Source organism: Acidobacteriota bacterium (genome assembly GCA_009691245.1).
In the GTDB taxonomy this organism is placed as follows: Bacteria; Acidobacteriota; Terriglobia; order 2-12-FULL-54-10; family 2-12-FULL-54-10; genus SHUM01.
Genome location: SHUM01000034.1, coordinates 1 through 17432 on the forward strand (window position 1 = coordinate 1; position 17432 = coordinate 17432).

Sequence of the window (17432 nt, forward strand, 5' to 3'; positions counted from 1 at the left end):
GTCTTCCCGCTGGCCACCGCCACTTCAACCTGCCGCAACACCGTTACGATCTGCTCTGGTTTGTACCTCTGCATCGGCATATTCAAATACCTCCCTCATGAGATTCTCTCTCACTTCGGCTGGTATCGAAATCGCCGGGCAGGTCACAGGCGTTGACAGCGGTGGATCGGGAATCCCCGTTGCTTGGCGCCCGGACCTCATTCCCGGAGGAATTCTTGAACCGGATCCCGTGGAAGGCAATTTGAGAACCTTCCGAGCAGGAGATATTTTCTTTACACCAAGGAATGTGAGCGGCGGCCCGCTGGCCAATTCAATGCCAGACGGAGGAAGTCTTGGACGCAACACATTTCGCGGTCCATCCTTTGCAAACTGGAATGTGAATTTCGCGAAAACTCTCGAAGTATCCGAACACCTTCGGATTCTTTTGCGTGGAGATATAATCAACATCTGGAATCATCGCAATTTCGGCAATCCAGTGGCTAGTATCAACAGCCCCGCGTTCGGGTCCAATACCTCTGATCCAGGAAACCGCGCTGCGATGCTGAGCGCGAAAATTTCTTTCTGAGAATGATTGCATTCCAGTTTTCATGCACTTCGAATTGGACATCTATAGAAAAGTCTCCGAAAGGCGGCTTGAAACCCTCAACATCAGTATTAGATATTCCACCCTGGCCTATTTATTAGCTGGGGATTCTTGATTCCTAGGATGCTTCTGCATCTGTTCTGAAAATTTTGTTCTCACTTTGGACCAAAGGTATATACTAGCCACTATCGGAAGACCATTATGCAATTTCCGTATAGATTAATAGAACTCGGACACCGCTGGTGCAAGCTACAGCGGATGCCGTTTTGCGCTCCTTAACACTGACTCGGAATCTTCATCGCTTGTGCTGCGATAGGTCTGCGTCCTGACTGACGCCGGCAACAGGTTTGATTGGTAGATCATTTTGATTGGGAAAAGAGGTGGCAGATATGTTCTCCAATACCGTTGCGCGAGCAGTAGTTCTACCAAGGAACGCGGCGGCACTCGGATGTTCGTCGGCACGCAGGGGTTTCGGCGTAGTCCGCCTGCTCCAGATTTTGCTGATACTGCTTCCGTTCCTCGCCGGCATCGCCTTCGGACAGGCGACGACGGCACGGCTCTCCGGACAGTTGACCGATGAATCCAGCGCGGTATTGCCTGGAGCGCAAATTTCCGTAACCAACCAGGAGACGGGCATCTCCCGCGTGGTTACGTCGGATAGTCAAGGTCGCTTCGTGGTACCCCAATTGCCGCCGGGTCCTTACCAACTGCGCGCGACGCTGGCCGGTTTCGACACGCTGGTCCGCAACGGCATCACCTTGTCGATTGGACAAGATGCCAGCCTGCCGTTGCAGATGCGCGTCGGTGGCGTTACGGAACAAGTGACCGTTACCGAAGAAGCCCCACTGGTGAACACCACCGGCAGCGCTGTAGCGGGCGTGGTGGAAGAAAAACGCATTGAGGAGTTGCCGCTCAATGGCCGCGACTTTACCAAGCTGGCCCTGGTCCAGCCCGGAGTGGTCCTGGCGCGCAAGACCGATGACGTGGGCACCAAAGGCTACGGTACGCGCATCTCCATGGCGGGTTCACGCGTGGACCAGACTGCGTGGTTCCTGGACGGCACCAACATCAAAGGAGCATCGATCTTTGGCGTGCCGGGCAGCGCTTCGGGACTGGTGCTGGGCGTGGATGCCGTGCGCGAATTCCAGGTACTCACCAGCAATTTGAGCGCTGAGTTCGGCGGCACCAGCGGCGGCGTCATCAACATGGTCAGCAAGTCGGGAACGAATGTTTTTCATGGCTCGCTTTACGCCTACCACCGCAATGATAATTTTGATGCGCGGAATTTCTTCGATCGCGACCCAGCCAACCCGCTGGTGCGCAGCAATCCTCCTGAATTCAAACGCAATCAATTTGGCGGTTCGATCGGCGGGCCGGTGAAAAAGGACCAAACCTTTTTCTTCGGCAATTACGAAGGCCTGCGCGAGCGATTGGGTCAAACGAGAACAGCAAATGTCCCCGATCAGAATGCGCGTCAAGGTATTTTGCCGGAATTGACCGCGCCCATTGCCGTAGCGCCGGCCATCCGTCCGTTTCTGGATACGTACCCGCTTCCCAACAGCACCGCTCTCGGCGGCGGCATCGCGCTATTGATCAGCCCCGCCTCCGTGGTTACCAATGAAAATTATTTCATCGGACGAGCGGATCATCGTCTGGATGAAAATCAAAATCTGTTTTTCCGCTTCACCTTTGACAATGGAACGCGCGTCAGCCCGGATCTCATACCCGTCACCAACGGGGCCATCTTCACGCGCACTCGCTACACCACCATTCAGTATCAGCGCGTCTTCACATCGCAGTTCCTGGCCACTACGCGGCTGGCGTACAATCGCTCCGTGAATAAGACGGAGCAGAATCTGATCGCCACCTTCCCCGCCGCCACCTACCTTCTGAGCCCTGAGCTGCCCTCCTCCATTTCGTTTACCGGCGGCACCGGGATTGGCCCACAGGATGACCCGATTCACAATGCTCATAACCTCTATCAAATTTCAGAAGACATGGTTTACTCCCGTTCCAGCCACTCGATGAAGATTGGATTTGATTTCCAAAAATTGGGGATGAACTACGACGGCGGCAACCGCGCCTACGGGTCGTTTGGCTGGGCCAACCTGCAGGATTTTCTGCTCGACCGCACCATGCAGACCATCACCGTGGGCATCCCCGGAAGCAGCGCCACGCGCACGCTACGGCAGCGCTATTTCGGCGTCTATTTGCAGGATGACTGGCGCGTGCGCTCGAATCTGACGCTGAATCTTGGCATTCGCTACGATCCCTACACCGTTCCCACGGAGAAGTGGGGGCGACTGGCCACCATCCGCGACTGGCGCACGGCGACGCGTTACGAGACGGATATCCCGTTCTTCGAGAATTTCTCCACCAAGAACTTCTCGCCGCGCGCGGGCTTCGCCTGGGATGTGCAGGGCAACGGCAAGACCTCACTTCGCGGCGGGCTGGGAATGTTCTTCGAGCCTATCACCGGGCCTCACTACCGCACACAATCGTTCCGCAATCAGCCGTTCTTCGCGCAGCTTCTGGCGCCGCAGGGCGGATTGACCACCGTTGTGGCCGACGTGGCCCGAGTCGGCCCCACGCTGCAAACGACGCGGCTGACTGAAAATTCGTTCATCCAGTTGCCCGAGTATCAGGCGAAATCTCCTTATGAGATCAAGTTCAACCTCAGCGCGGAACGCGAGCTGATGAGCGGTCTGTTCCTGGGCTTGGGCTATGTCGGGGGAAGAGCCATTCACCTGTGGCGGCTGGATTCCTGCAACACCATCGAGCCTATCATCCGGGACGGCCGGACTTTCATTGTCGCCGGTACTCCCAGGCCGAACCCCATCGCGGGCCGCTGCGCGATGAACTACTCGGACGCGCAGTCCTTCTACAATGGACTTCATGTGGAGCTGAAGAAACGCTTCAGCCAGGGCTTCCAGTTTCAAACTTCCTACACCTGGTCGAAGACCATTGATGATTCCACTAGCGGCGTGGTCTCCACCGACTACGGTGAGGGCGGCAGTTCGCAGCCCTCCAACCCCAAGGCCGACCGCGGCCTCTCCGCGCTGCACGTCGGGCAGAACTTCGTGGTCAACGGCATCTACGCGGTGCCGTCACTACGCGACTCAGGATGGATGCGGCTGCTGCTGGGCGGCTGGCAGATTTCCAATGTCTTCTCCGCTGCGTCGGGCATTCCCTTCTCCGCCCAATCGTCCGGCACCAACGCGCCGGATCTGAACCGGTCGAACGGAAGGCAGCGGCCAGAATTGGCTGCGGGCCGCAGCAATGACGATATCGTCAGTGGCACGTCCGCCGGCTGCACGGCACCGGGTGGCGTGGTTACCATTCCCGCTGGCACGCGGCTGGGAACCCCGGATATGTACTTTGATCCCTGCGCGTTTTTCCTGCCGCCGCTGGGATTCTACGGCAATGCGGGACGCAACATCATGATGGGACCCGGCCTGCTGAGTTTCGATCTTAGTCTGCAGAAGTCGCTGCCGATGGGCGGGCGGGAAGCCACTCAGTTGGAATTTCGCGCCGATATCTTCAATCTATTCAACCACGCCAACTTCGGCAGCCCCAGCGAGGCAGTGCTGAATCCCACCAACCGCAGGTACATCGCGGGCTCTGGACTTATTACTAAAACAACTACCTCCGCGCGACAGTTGCAACTGGGGTTGCGACTGACGTTTTGAGGCGCGAGCATTCATGTCAGAAAGATGAGGGAGAAAAAAATGAGTTTACTTCGCTGTCGGAAACAGATTCTCTGCACCATCGCATGGCTGGCGATCATTTGTTGTTTCGGGACCAGCAACCTGTACTCGCAGGCGGCCAGCGGTCGCAGCGAAGCCGTGGTCTCCTTCCCCACCGAGGACGGCAAAACCATCTGGGGGACGCTGCATCTGCCCAAGGCCGGCGGGCCGCGAGTTCCCGGCATCGTGATGTTCGCCGAATCGGGTTGGATTGTCCGCACCACGCTGGAGGCGCCCGGGCGCGAGATGGCGGAGAAGTATGGCATGGCCGTGCTCACCGCCGATCATCGCGGCAACGGCAGGAGCCTCAATGGCAAACAGTTCTATACCTATTCTCCTGAGGAGAAAGACGGGTTGCAGCTCGATTATCGCGGCGCCGTCAAGTTTCTTGCCTCGCAAAAGATGGTAGACCCGCAGCGCATCGGCATACTCGCCGTTGGCATCGGCGGAAATTACGCCGTTCTGGAAGCGGCCCATGACCCCGCCATTCAAGCGCTCGTGCTGGTCTCCACCACCTTGGGAGAAACCGGGCGCGAAGTGCTCCGCACGCGGCCTGATCTGCCCATCTACTGCATGGCCGGCCCTGACAACAAAGAGGACTTTCGTGTGATGGCGGATATCTTTTCTCTCTCCGCGCACAAAGACAGCAAGTTTGTGCAGACGCACAGCGGACACGGCACGGGCATGTTCAGCCGCACGGTCGGCTCCTGGGTGGATGTCGAAAAGTGGTTCGTTGCCAATGTCAAAGCTGTGGGCATTGATTCGGAGATCACTCTGAAGACTAGTGACGGATGGAAGCTGCACGGGCACCTGCGTGTGCCGGACGATCTCGCCGCCGGCGCGCGAGTCTCCGCCGTGGCCTTCTCGCATGGAGCCAATCACGATCAGGATACCTTCATCGATTTCACCAAGACGCTGGCCAAGGCCGGCATCGCCAGCATCATCTATGATCGGCGCGGGCGCAATACCGACCCCGCGGAACCTCGGCCGCAGTTCGCCGGCGGCGGGCTGGGCGACGACTCTCTTGATCTGAAGGCCGCCATCGACTATCTCGCGGCGCAAAAGGAAGTGGATGCCGGGCGCATCGGCGTGGTGGGAGCGACGGCGGGAAACCAGCCCGTCTTCAAGGCCGCTATTGATGACATGCGCATCAAGACCATCGTGGCATTGACGCTCGAGAACATTTCCGGCACGGTTACGCAGGCCGTCACCACGCGTGATATCCCCATTTTCTACATTGCCAGCACGGAGGACCTGAACACCACGCGCGAACCTCCCGAGCATCCTTACCTCGCCGATAACTCGCGCGACGCCTACCGCATCAGCAAGAACCGCTGGTCGCAATTTTTGCTTTATGACGACGCCGGTCGCGGCTCGGAGATGGTGAAGGAGAAACCGGAGATTGAAGGCATGATGGTGCGCTGGTTTCTGGACAAGCTCGGAGCAACCCCCTCAGCGGCCAAGGCTGGGAAATAAACCTATTTCGCCGAACGAATGAGAGGAGAGTTTATGTCTAGTCGAGTGGATCAGAAAGTTGCAACGTGGCGCTGTGGCGCCTCCGCCATGATGGCCCTGGCCATTCTGCTGGCCTCCCTTTGCGCGGGAGCAGGCAGAGCCATCGCCCAGGATTCCCGCACCGAGTTGCCCGAGGGCAAGCATTCCATCAAGCCGTTCCACATCATCGGCAACATCTATTACGTGGGCCTGAACGACAACACTTCGTATCTCATCACCTCGCCGCAGGGGCATATCCTGCTCGATATGACTTATGAATCAGGCGTGCCGTTTATCCGCAAGAACATTGAAAGCCTCGGCTTCAACATCAAGGACATCAAGTACCTCATCAACGCGCACGCGCACACCGATCACGTCGGGGGGCTGGCACAATTCAAGGAACTGACCGGCGGCAAGGTCTTCGCCATGGCCGAGGATGTCCCTGCCATCTCCGGCGGCGGCCGCAGCGACCATCGCAACAAGGACGGCAAGGAACAGTGGCGGCCCGTGAAAGTGGATGAAGCGTTGAAGGACAACCAGACTGTCAGCCTGGGCGGCAATGCGCTCACCGCGCACCTGACGCCGGGCCACACCAAGGGCTGCACCACATGGACCACTACGGCGGAAGAAAACGGCAGGAAGTATAGCGTGGTGTTCGTGTGCAGCGTGGGGCTTTCCGGCATCGGCGTCGACACGGGCGTTACCTTGCTGAACAATCCCAAGTATCCCGCCATGGCGGAGGACTTCGCCAAATCGTTGAAGTTCCTGAAGAGCCTGCCGGTGGAAGTGTTCCTGGCATCGCATGGCAGCTTCTTCAGCATGGCCGAGAAGATTGAGCGTGCCGAGAAGGGCGGCGGCGCGCAAGTGTGGGTGGACCCCGCAGGCTACAAGACCTATCTGGCCAACGCCGAAAAAGCGTACCTCGCTGAAATTGCAGCGGAACGCACCAGTTCCCGATAGCCTCAGTTTTTACTTTTCTGTGTCTGGTGATTTCAAAAATGCTCCGGTATGTGGGAGCACACCTGAATACTGAATCTCCTTGACAAGGACTGGTAGCGCGTATAATTTGGCTTCGAATGTAGCCTTACTTTCTGGAGTAAGTTCGCGAGATTAACAGCGTTTCTTGGAAGATGAATCTCACTTAGGCGATTTCGCCAGTTCGATACAAAATGAAAAGTTCAGGAGGGATCTATGCGTCGGGTAAAAGTCCTTGTGGGGTTGTCCGCCATCTGGCTACTGTTCTCCTCCGTGGCGTTCACGCAGCTTACGACAGGCACAATCTCTGGAACGGTCAGTGATCAAAGCGGGGCTTCCGTGCCAGATGCCTCCGTGACCATCAAGAACGTCGACACTGGAATGTCCAGAGCGACTGTGACCAATGCGCAAGGACGTTACGAAGCATCGAATCTTCCCATTGGGAGATATGAAGTCGGCGTGGGCATGACCGGCTTCCAAACCAGCGTGCGCACGGGGATCGAGCTGACCGTGGGACGACATGCGGTAGTGAACACGGCGTTACAGGTTGGCGAAGTAGCCCAATCCATCACCGTTACCGGCGAAGCGGCCTACGTGGAGACGACGACAGCCACCGTATCCAATCTGGTGGACGAAAAGCGTGTGGAAGAACTTCCGCTGAATAATCGCGACTTGACGCAGCTTGCCTACCTGCAGCCGGGAGTCCTGCGCATCCCGCAGTTTGGGGAATCCACTCCTCAGGGCGGCATGGGCGAAAAAATTTAGGTGGGCGGCTCGCGCGGAACGCAGAATGTGTACCTCCTCGATGGAGTGATCAGTGGCGATCATTCCGGGAATCCTCAAGGGGCTACTTCCGGATACGCCGGAGCGGAAACGGTAAAGGAGTTTCTGGTCATTACCAACAATTACTCGGCCGAATATAAGAGCGCGGCTGGAGCGATTGTGAGCGCCGTAACCAAATCCGGGACGAACGAGTTTCACGGGTCGCTGTTTGAATTCCTGCGCAATGACAATGTGGATGCAACTAATTTTTTTAATAACTCCTTCGGCATTCCGAAATCGGAGTTCAAGAGAAACCAGTACGGTGGATCGCTGGGCGGGCCGGTTCTGCGCGACAGGACATTTTTCTTCGCCAGCTATGAGGGCTTGCGGGAGCGATTAGCTTCCACCGACACAGCACGTGTTCCCTCGGCGGAAGCCCGTCGGGGAATACTTCCGAACCGCACTGTCAGCGTGAATCCGTCCGTGGCGCCATTCCTGGAACTGTATCCTGTTCCGGGACAGGGCAATAATATTTTGCGCAACTTTAACGATGGGACGATTCAAATCGCCGGCCCGCGCAGTCAGCCGACGGGTCAGGATTTTGTCGCCGTGCGCATGGATCATCAACTGTCCACCGGAAAGGCCGGCACGATCTCGGGAACCTACAATTTTGATGATAGCGATCGCTCTCCCTACGGATTGTTGGGAGACGTCGGAGCGGCCGGCGCTGCTTCAATCAAGCATATTCTGTCCGTCCGGCACACCAGCTTCTTTTCCCCAACCGTGCTGAACGAATTTAGTTTTGGTTTCACGGCCAACGATCCACAGGGAGCGATTCCACTGACGACGCGGGATTTCAGTAAAGTTCTTTTTGTTCCGGCTCGCGAAATCCTGGGCGAAATCATCGCCGGTGATTTATCCACCATCGGATACCGGCAAGGGCGCAGAAGTTTTAACCAGAAAAGTCTGTCGCTCAAGGACGGCGTATCGCTGACACGCGGCAGCCATTCGATGCGCTTTGGCGCCGAGCTGCTGCGTTATGGCTATGACTATGAAATCTTCGGGCAAGGATTCGCCGGATCGTACACGTTCAACACACTGGAGACTTATCTAACGGGAACTCCGGCGCGCTTCCAGGCGTTGCTGCCCGGTGGAGACGACACGCGCAAACGCCTCGCGCAGATTGTGTTTGGTGCTTACGCGCAGGACAACTACACGGTAACGCCCGGGCTGACGCTGAATCTGGGGCTGCGCTACGAGTTCGCCACAGTGCCCAAGGAGCTGGACGGCGAGTCGGCTTCACTGGTGAATTTCAATGACAGCCAGGTAACCGTAGGCCCGCTCTTCACCAACGCCACCTTGAAGAGCTTTAGCCCGCGCGTGGGTTTTGCCTGGGCTCCGTGGGACCGCAAAACTTCATTCCGCGGCGGCGTGGCAATCTTCTACGAATTTCCGGGGCTCTACCACATCCAGACTTCCATCAGCAGCATGCCGCCCTTCAATTTGCTCGGCGATGCCCGCGACACCGACGCCATCGCGGCGGGCACCATCCTGCGTTTCCCCAATGCCTACACCACGCAGGAGGCATTGCTGCGCGCGCAACCCAGCATTCGCACCATGGAATTTAATCAGAAGAACATGACCACTTACCGCTGGAGTTTCACCATCCAACGCGAACTGAGCCGCGACCTGATCGCCACGCTGGGTTATACGGGAGCGCGCTCGTTGCACCTGTGGCAGCAGTCGGTTACCAATATCAATCGCTGGCAGGGTTGGCCGGAAAATCCCGCGGGGCCGAAATTCTGGCCCGCGATCACCGGAACTAACTTGATCAATCCACGCTTCAATGATATTCGCCTTCAGTCGCCGAACGCGAATTCGTTTCACCACGATCTCGCCTTCGGCTTGGTCAAGCGGCTCAGCCGGGGATTCCAGGTGCAACTGGCGTACACTTTCTCGAAGACCATCGATCAGTTCTCCGGCCTCACCAACAGCGGTGATAACCTCGCGCAAACGCAGCGCGGTATCTATGGATGGGATATGCAACTAGCGCGCGGCCCGGCGCAGTTTGATATCCGCAACAGCCTGGTGACCAATTTCTCCTACGAGCCCTCCTTTGCCGCCAACACCTCCGGCATAGCCGGAATGATCGCCAAAGGATGGCAGTTGAATGGCATCCTGACGCTTTCCGATGGATATCCTCTCACCGTGTTTGATGATCGCGTCGCTCAACGTAATCGCATCGGCAACGTGGAGGCCCTGCGCGCGGACTTGATCCCCGGAGGCAATGCCAATCCGGTGATTGGCGATCCAAATGGCTATTTCGATGTAACGCAATTCGCTCCTTCGCAGCTTGGATTCTTTGGGAACTTGGGTCGCAACACTATGGTCGCTCCCGGCTACGCAACTTTGGATGCGTCAATCTTCAAGAATATTTCTTTCTCGGAACAGTCGCGGCTGCAGTTCCGCGCCGAGCTGTTTAATCTCCTGAATCGCGTGAACTTTGGAGAACCGACAACCAGCATATACTCCACGGCAGGTGGTCCGATCGGTACAGCGGGGCAGATTACCTCTACCAGAACGACAGCCCGCCAGATCCAATTCGGCTTGCGGTATTCGTTTTAGACCATTTGCTGTTGGTCTATCCGAGCCGCGACCGGGAGGGAGCGGTTGCAAGTGGACACAGTGGCGTTAATTCAGCACCGCTCCCTCCCGGTCGCGGCTCGGATTGATCTACACCACCAGTAAGAATGGTCTAGCCTTTGGCATGGAGGAATTTCATGAGTCTTATTTCGCAAAAATTTTCTGCGCTAGCCGTAGGCATCGCTGTATGCATATCAGCCTCAGTCCGGCTCCACGCGCAACAGGCGAGCGAGACTGTCAACATGAAGCAGTATCCGCTGAAGTTTGATAAAACGCTGGGAGCCGCAGCCGCGCGGATCGGTGAAGGGGGGCTCAAGCAGATGGACGTAACCATCGTGGAGATTCCCGCTGGCGGACAGCTCGCTTTGCATCGTCATCTCGCCGAGGAGATGGCTTACATCATTTCCGGACAGGGTTACACGGCGATTTGGAACCAAGCCAACGGAAAGAAAGAAAAGTACATTTGGAAGGAGGGCGACTATCTATCGCCAACTCTCAATTCCTGGCATCAGTATTTCAATACTTCCACCTCCCTGCCATCGCGCATACTCCTGATTACGTCAGCCCCTCTAATCAAGAATCTCTTCAAGAGCGAAGCGCTGCTCACTTCGGTGGACTACAGTTTTCAGGAGCGATGGGAAAAGTCGGTTGCTCAGAAACCTGAGTACTTCGGCAATGTGGAGGAGGGCGCCGATGCGGTGCGCATGAAGGTGGGCCAACTGCTGCCGGATTTGCCCGGTCGCGCGATGGACGAGCGCCGCAAAGGGGTTCTGGGGATCACCATTACGCCAGAAGGCGACATGGCACAGAATCACATTATGGAGATGGAAGTGCGGGAATATCTGAACTCCGAAGAGAATTCGCCGGGGCATCGCCATGTTTGGGAAACGGTATATTTTATTGTGGGCGGGGACGGCTTCGCCATGTTGCAACGCAAAGACGAATCGGAGCGCCGCTTGAATTGGAAGGCCGGTGACCTGTTCGTTGTCGAGGCCAATGAATATCATCTGCACAGGGCGCGCAGCGGCGGGACGGCCCGTGTAGTGCAGGTAAAAGCATCCGGCTATTTTCATGGCGTCGGACTGGCGGATGATTATCTGATGCAACCGGGTGGATGGGCTCCTGACAAAAAATAGCGAAAGAAAAACTGCGGCAATCAGCATGAAGGATGAATCATGAAAAGACTGGCCATTCTTATTTTCGCATTCTGTTCCGTGCCCTCGGCGCAGGCGGAAGTCCGCGAAGTCAGTTTAAAATCAGAAGACGGTTGGAAGATCAGCGGCACCTTGCATGTGCCAGACGGCATCGGAATAAAGCGAGTTCCGGGCGTGGTAATGTTGCATTCTTCCGAACATGAGCAGCAGGTCTTTGGACTCTCTTCCTATCCCGGCATGGCCATTTCTCTTGCGGAACGGGGAGTGGTGGCGTTGCGGATTGACTGGCGGGGCCGCGGGAAAAGTATTGGCGACCTGGAATATCATTCCTTTACCTCGGAACAGCGCGCAAAGATTTATCTCGACGTTAAGGGCGCCATAGACTTCCTGGCGGCTCAGAGTAACGTCGATGGCAAGCGCATCGGCATCGTGGGCGAAGCCGAGGGCGCGAATTATGGCGTGCTGGGAGCCGTGGGCGACGCTCGCGTCAGAGTGATGGCGTTGCTCTCGGCCCGCCTGGAAGCAAAGGCCAAAGAGTACATCGCGACTAATCCGCAGGTTGGCCTGCTTGGTATTGTGAGTACGGATGATCGGGAAGGATTTAGGGATACTTCCGAGGCTTACAATCTCTCGCAGAATCCGGAAACAGATATTCTCGTCCAGCGCGAAATGGGCATCGGCACGACCATGCTTTCATTGTTTCGCGGCAAGTATCCGAAAGAAGAGCCGCTCGATCACACCATCGCGAATTGGCTTGCCGGAAAGCTGAAGAGCTTGGGTGAAGTTCAGGAGGCCTCGTTCCAAAGCACCGATGGTTTCACGATTTTTGGCAGCCTGCGCATTCCGGATGGGGCAACAGAAAGCTCCAAGGTACCCGGCGTGGTGATGGTGCACTCCGGCACGCGGGATCGCTACATTTTTCAGGATTTAGAACTGATGGTTGCCAAGCAGGGACTGGCTGTCTTCAACATTGACTGGCGCGGTCGAGGCCGAAGCCGTGAAAAGGGAATCTATTTTGATTTTCCGCTCGAAGTGCAGGATCGTGTCTATCAGGACGTACAGGGCGCTATCAATTTCCTGGCAGCGCAGAAAGGCGTCGATCCAAATCGTATCGGCGTGGTGGGCGCAACCTTGGGCGCTCGCAACAGCGGCAGGGCCGTGGTGGGAGACAAGCGGGTGAAAGCCGCGGTGCTGATCTCCGGATACGGCGACGACAGTGTCAAGAAATACGTCGCCGAAACTCCGCAACTGGCCGTCTTCGCCATTGCCAGCAAGGGAGACAGCGGCCCTGTGCAGGCCATGACCGAGATTATCCGCAGCTCAAAGAATCCCAATAGCCAGATCGTTGTCTTCGGCGGCGCGGCGCGCAGCTCGCAAATATTTCAAGGTCAACCCGACCTCGAACCCAGAATCGCCGAGTGGCTCAAGGAAACATTAAGCGCGCGCTAGCCGCACGCCGCAAGGTCCATATCTATCGCTGACTGACCGCAGTGGGCAAAATTCCCTGTAGTTTCTCGCCGAGCCAGCGCAGGATCATGGGCTGCAGCTCGGGTTTCACTTTCAACATCTCGGAGCCGCGACCGGCGTCGTCGTAGAGCAGGAACTCACTCTGCTTGCTCTTCGAGAGTTTGTAAATCGCCCGGGTCGTTCCCGACAAATTTCCCCGCTGATAGTTATTGTCCTCCGTGCTGGCAATGGAAAGTATCGGCGTCTCGCTGGTGGTGAGCAGACGCTCCACCTCGGGATTGGTCTCGAGCGCGGTCATCAACACGACGGTCTTGACCCGCGCATCGCCCAGCGAGGCTTGCAGCGTATTCACGCAAGCAAGCGTGGCGGCCACCGCGCCAATGCGATTGCCGTCTATCGCCGGCTGGCTGGCGGCAAACTGGATCGCCGCCTTTACATCCAAATAGACTTTTTCCTGATCTGCATCTTTCGCTGGATCTACACTGCGTCCTTTGCCGCGCCAATCGAAGCGGAGCGTTGCCAGGCCCTGCTTGGCGAGCTCCCGCGCCATGAAGAAATAAGTCTGCTGGTCATGCTTGGCTCCGTGCACCAGAACGACCACGGGCGCTTTGGCACTGGCCGTGGCCCCGTCGGGAAGCCGCAGGTAGCCATGCAGCTTCCAGCCGTCTTCGGACTGAAACGAAACTTCCTTCTCAGACCCCAGCTTCTTCAGGTTATTCTTCACCCAGTCAACAACTCGCTCTTCCAGTCCCTGCGTATGTGAAAACATGACCGCGCCGTGTCCGACCGCGACGATGAAATCGCTGGAGCGGTTCGAGGAAACAGCGTATGCCTGTGCCAACGCGCGGAAACTCTCTTTGTCTTCCTTTCCCACCACGCCTAAGACAGGAATGCTGTTCTCCGCACTTAAATAGTTTCTTGCCTGACGGCTCAGCGTTCCAGAGATCAACACGAGCGCCTGGATCTGGGGGTTTGTGGAAGCCTCCAGCAATGCATATTCAGAACTCTCACCAGCACCCACGGCGGCGATCCGATTGCGATCAATTTCCGGTTGTGTTGACAGAAAGTTGATTGCGGCCCGCAGATCGGTTTGGATGCCCTTCTTGTCTTCGGCGGAAAATTCCTCTAGGAACTCCTTGCCTAAACTGTTGCCGCTGCCCCGCAGATCAATGCTCAAAGCAGCTATTCCGGCCTTCGCAAAATCGTCGGAAAGGTAGGTGGCATAGATGGAGCGATCGACCCACCCGGGTTCAGTCAACATGACTACCGCGGGAATGGGACCACTGGATTGTTGATCAGGCAGTGTCAGGTTGCCGGTGATCTTCCAGCCATCCGAAGTGCTAAACGAAACAACTTTCGTCTTTGCATTTGCTGCCAGTGGAAGACCCACGTGAAATTGAATGAAAGTTAGTAATAGTAACGGCGTCGCCATGCGCTTAAGTAGTGTTCTCATGATCGGTCTTCTCCATTCAATTCTGCGCACCTTGAAATGATTGCAGACAATTTTTTGCATATCGAGACAGACGCTAACGCGAAGCCGCCACGGCATCTCCCGCTTTTCCGCCTGCGGTGGCACCTGGCTTCAGCTTGTCCACGAACCAGCGCAGCACCATTCTTTGCAGTTCGGGCTTGGACTTGAACATTTCCGAGCCGCGTCCAGCATCTTCGTAGAGAATCAATTCACTTTCCCTGCTGGTAGAAAGTAAATAGGTTTTGCGCGTCTCCTCGGCGAGACTGCCGCGGTTGTAGTTAATATCTTCGGTGCTGGCCACGGCAAGAATCGGCCGGCCAGCCTTAACCAGCAAATCCTGTGCCTCTCCTTCGGGGGCAGCAGCAGACGTGAGCAACACCATGGTCTGAATACGGTCATCTCCTGAGGCAGCGCGCAAAGCGTGATCCGTTCCCGCGGTAGCGCCGATCAGGCCGATCCGCCTGGCATCCACGCTCGTCTCGGAAGCCAGCGCATCAATCGCGGCCTTCACATCCAGAAAAATCTTTTTCTCTTCTTCCTCGGACATATCGATGCTGTAGGATGGTTTACCTTCCGCAATGCTCGTGCCTTTGCCGCGCCAGTCGAAACGCAAACTCGCAATGCCCTGCTTGGCCAACTCCTCGGCCAGGTGCTGATAGGTCTGCAGATCATGCCGTGCGCCGTGAACCATCACCACGCCCGACGCCTTCGCTGTATCGGAGGCTCCCTGTGGAATCCGCACTCTGCCGCGCAGTTGCCAGCCATCGGATGATTTGAACGAGACTTCCCGCTCCGAACCCAGGCCTGGCAGGTTCTTATTCATCCAGGCGACCACTCGTTCCTCAAGCCCTTTGGTATGCGAAAACATTCCCGCGCCGTAGCCGACTTCAATCAAAATGTCGCTTGATGGGTTGGGCGAAAGCGCGTAGTTTTCCGCCGCTGTATAGAAACTGTCCTTGTCATCTTTGCCGACCACGCCCAGTAAAGGAACGCTGCGCTCCGAACGGAGGTACGCCCGGCTGGCCTCGTTCGCGGTGCCGGAGATCAGGACCAGCGCCCGCACATTAGGATTTTCCTCGGTAGCCTTCACCGCGTAATCCGCGCTCCAACTCGCCGCGACCAACGCAAGACGGCTGGAGTCAACTTCGGGCCGAGCGGATAGAAATTCCAGCGCCGCGCGCACGTCCAGCATGATTGCGTCGCGCTCCTCACGCGTGAAATCAAAGAACTCTTTCTTCCCCACGCTGGCGCCGGTGCCGCGGTAATCCAGTGTCAGCACCGCGTATCCATTCTCCGCCAGCTTCCCGGAGAGGTAAGTCCCGTATACAGTGCGGTCTTCCCAGGCGGGTTCGGATAGCAGCACGGCGGCGGGCACGCGCGCGCTGGTGGGAACTTTGGGGAGATACAGAGTCCCAGTCAATTTCCAACCATCGCTGGCGGTGAAATGGACCACCGTTTCAGCGTGAACACGCTGGACCACCACGCCTAGCAGGACGACCAAGGCGAGTGGGAACCACTTGCGTAGGAGCTGCCCAGTGAGCGCCTTGAACATTTGACAAGTCTTCATCACTAGCGTCCTTGTGAGATTTGCTGGGAAGACTTCGACTCGGTGCCCGCGTCCAACTTTTCCGCGAACCAGCGCAGCACCATGCGTTCCAACTCCGGTTTGGACTTCAACATCTCCGAGCCGCGGCCCGCATCGTCATAAAGGAGCAACTCACTTTCCTTGTTGTTTGAGAACGAATGCGCTTTCCGCGTCTCTTCGGCCAGGCTTCCGCGGCCATAGTTGATGTCCTCTAGGCTGGCAATGGCAAAGATGGGTTTCCCGCTTTCCACGATGAACTGCTTGGCCTCGCCCTGCGGAGCCAGGTTGGAAGTCAGCAGGACCACGGTCTGGATGCGGTTGTCCTTGTAAGCCGCGCGCAACGCATAGCCCGTTCCCGCAGTGGCGGCGATCATCCCTATTCGATTGGCATCGATCGCCGCGTTGGAGGCCAGTATATTAACCGCGGCCTTCACGTCGCGATAAGTGGCTTCCGTTTCGGCATCGGACATATTGATCCCGTAGAGATCCTTGCCTTCCGCGATACTGCGGCCCTTACCCCTCCAATCGAAGCGGATAGTAGCGATGCCCTTCTTCGCCAGCTCTTGCGCGAGTTGGTGGTAAGTCTGCTGGTCGTGTTTGGCGCCGTGAACCATCACCACGGCGGGAACTTTTGCGCCCACGGGCAGGCCATCCGGCACGCGCACACTGCCCCGCAAATCCCAGCCGTCTTCGGAGCGGAAGGAAACTTCCGTCTGTGTGCCAATCCCTTTCAGGTTGGTGGTAAGCCAATCGACGACTTTTTCCTCCAAGCCGGCGGTATGAGAAAACATGGAAGTGCCATGTCCCTTGGCCATGATGAATTCGCTATCCACATGTTTGGCATGGGAGTAGGCATCCGCCGCGGATTGGAAACGCTTCTTGTCCTCCCGGCCCACGATGGAGAAGACGGGCACATCGGAACGAAAATCAATGGCCTTTTTCGATTCGTCCTCCAATTGCGCAGACAACATCACCAGCGCCTTCACGGCCGGGTTGTCGCCAGCTTCCAGCGCGGCAAAATGCGCGCTCAGCCCGGTTCCCAGGATGGCCACGCGCGACGGATCCATGCCCTTGTAAGCTGCAAGGAACTTGATGGCGGCAGTGATATCGTTGCGCAGTCCTGCCATATCCTTTTCGGAGAATTGCACAGCATCCTTCTTGCCGAGACTGCTGCCCATGCCCCGGAAGTCGATGGCCAGCGCCGCGATATTCCGCTGGGCCAACTTCTCGGCGAGATAACCGGAAAATGTGGTTCGATCAATCCATTCCGGCTCGGTCAGCAGCAGCACCGCCGGCATGGGCGTCGCTGGCGCCTGCTTGGGCAGGAATAGCGTGCCGTCAATCGTCCAGCGATCCTGCGTGGGAAAGCTCACACGGGTTTGCGCAGTCGCCTCCTGGGCCATGGACAAGCTAAAGATCATAAGCAGCACAGGCTGAATCAGGCTACCGATAAAACCGAAGATGCGTTTTGTGTTCATGGAATTTCTCCTCGAGCGCCGCGGCCATGGGGAACTGATACTACAGCAGGAACATGGGAATTACTGGAAAATTA

At 57.0% G+C, this 17432-nt stretch carries 11 protein-coding genes; 8 read left to right on the plus strand and 3 right to left on the minus strand.

The window, feature by feature from the left end; translation table 11 throughout:
• Positions 1-97 precede the first annotated feature (97 nt).
• From EXQ56_09385 to EXQ56_09420, 8 genes are all read left to right on the plus strand, one after another.
• Positions 98-565, plus strand: coding sequence for a hypothetical protein (locus EXQ56_09385; GenBank protein ID MSO20656.1), 468 nt, complete (start codon positions 98-100; stop codon positions 563-565).
• A gap of 407 nt (positions 566-972) precedes the next feature.
• On the plus strand, positions 973-4272 hold the full coding sequence (locus tag EXQ56_09390) for a TonB-dependent receptor (protein ID MSO20657.1): 3300 nt from the start codon (positions 973-975) through the stop codon (positions 4270-4272).
• A gap of 39 nt (positions 4273-4311) precedes the next feature.
• On the plus strand, positions 4312-5805 hold the full coding sequence (locus tag EXQ56_09395) for a hypothetical protein (GenBank protein ID MSO20658.1): 1494 nt from the start codon (positions 4312-4314) through the stop codon (positions 5803-5805).
• Positions 5806-5823: 18 nt separating this feature from the next.
• Positions 5824-6783: a subclass B3 metallo-beta-lactamase gene (bla, locus tag EXQ56_09400; GenBank protein ID MSO20659.1), complete on the plus strand. Its 960-nt coding sequence runs from the start codon at positions 5824-5826 to the stop codon at positions 6781-6783.
• Between the two features lie 231 nt (positions 6784-7014).
• Positions 7015-7563, plus strand: a complete 549-nt coding sequence (locus tag EXQ56_09405; protein ID MSO20660.1) for a carboxypeptidase regulatory-like domain-containing protein — start codon at positions 7015-7017, stop codon at positions 7561-7563.
• Positions 7564-10185, plus strand: coding sequence for a hypothetical protein (locus tag EXQ56_09410; GenBank protein MSO20661.1), 2622 nt, complete (start codon positions 7564-7566; stop codon positions 10183-10185). It begins immediately after the preceding gene.
• A gap of 155 nt (positions 10186-10340) precedes the next feature.
• Positions 10341-11339, plus strand: coding sequence for a cupin domain-containing protein (locus EXQ56_09415; GenBank protein MSO20662.1), 999 nt, complete (start codon positions 10341-10343; stop codon positions 11337-11339).
• 39 nt (positions 11340-11378) lie between these two features.
• Positions 11379-12806, plus strand: a complete 1428-nt coding sequence (locus EXQ56_09420; GenBank protein MSO20663.1) for a hypothetical protein — start codon at positions 11379-11381, stop codon at positions 12804-12806.
• A 22-nt stretch (positions 12807-12828) separates the two neighbouring features.
• Here EXQ56_09420 and EXQ56_09425 read toward each other — a convergent pair whose 3' ends face one another.
• Genes EXQ56_09425 through EXQ56_09435 form a run of 3 tightly spaced genes read right to left on the minus strand, consistent with a single transcriptional unit; the run spans position 12829 to position 17358 of the window.
• Positions 12829-14373: a hypothetical protein gene (locus tag EXQ56_09425; protein ID MSO20664.1), complete on the minus strand. Its 1545-nt coding sequence runs from the start codon at positions 14371-14373 to the stop codon at positions 12829-12831.
• Positions 14351-15862, minus strand: a complete 1512-nt coding sequence (locus EXQ56_09430; GenBank protein MSO20665.1) for a hypothetical protein — start codon at positions 15860-15862, stop codon at positions 14351-14353. The genes EXQ56_09425 and EXQ56_09430 overlap by 23 nt, the downstream gene beginning before the upstream one ends.
• A 2-nt stretch (positions 15863-15864) precedes the next feature.
• Positions 15865-17358, minus strand: a complete 1494-nt coding sequence (locus EXQ56_09435; GenBank protein ID MSO20666.1) for a hypothetical protein — start codon at positions 17356-17358, stop codon at positions 15865-15867.
• Positions 17359-17432: the final 74 nt, after the last annotated feature.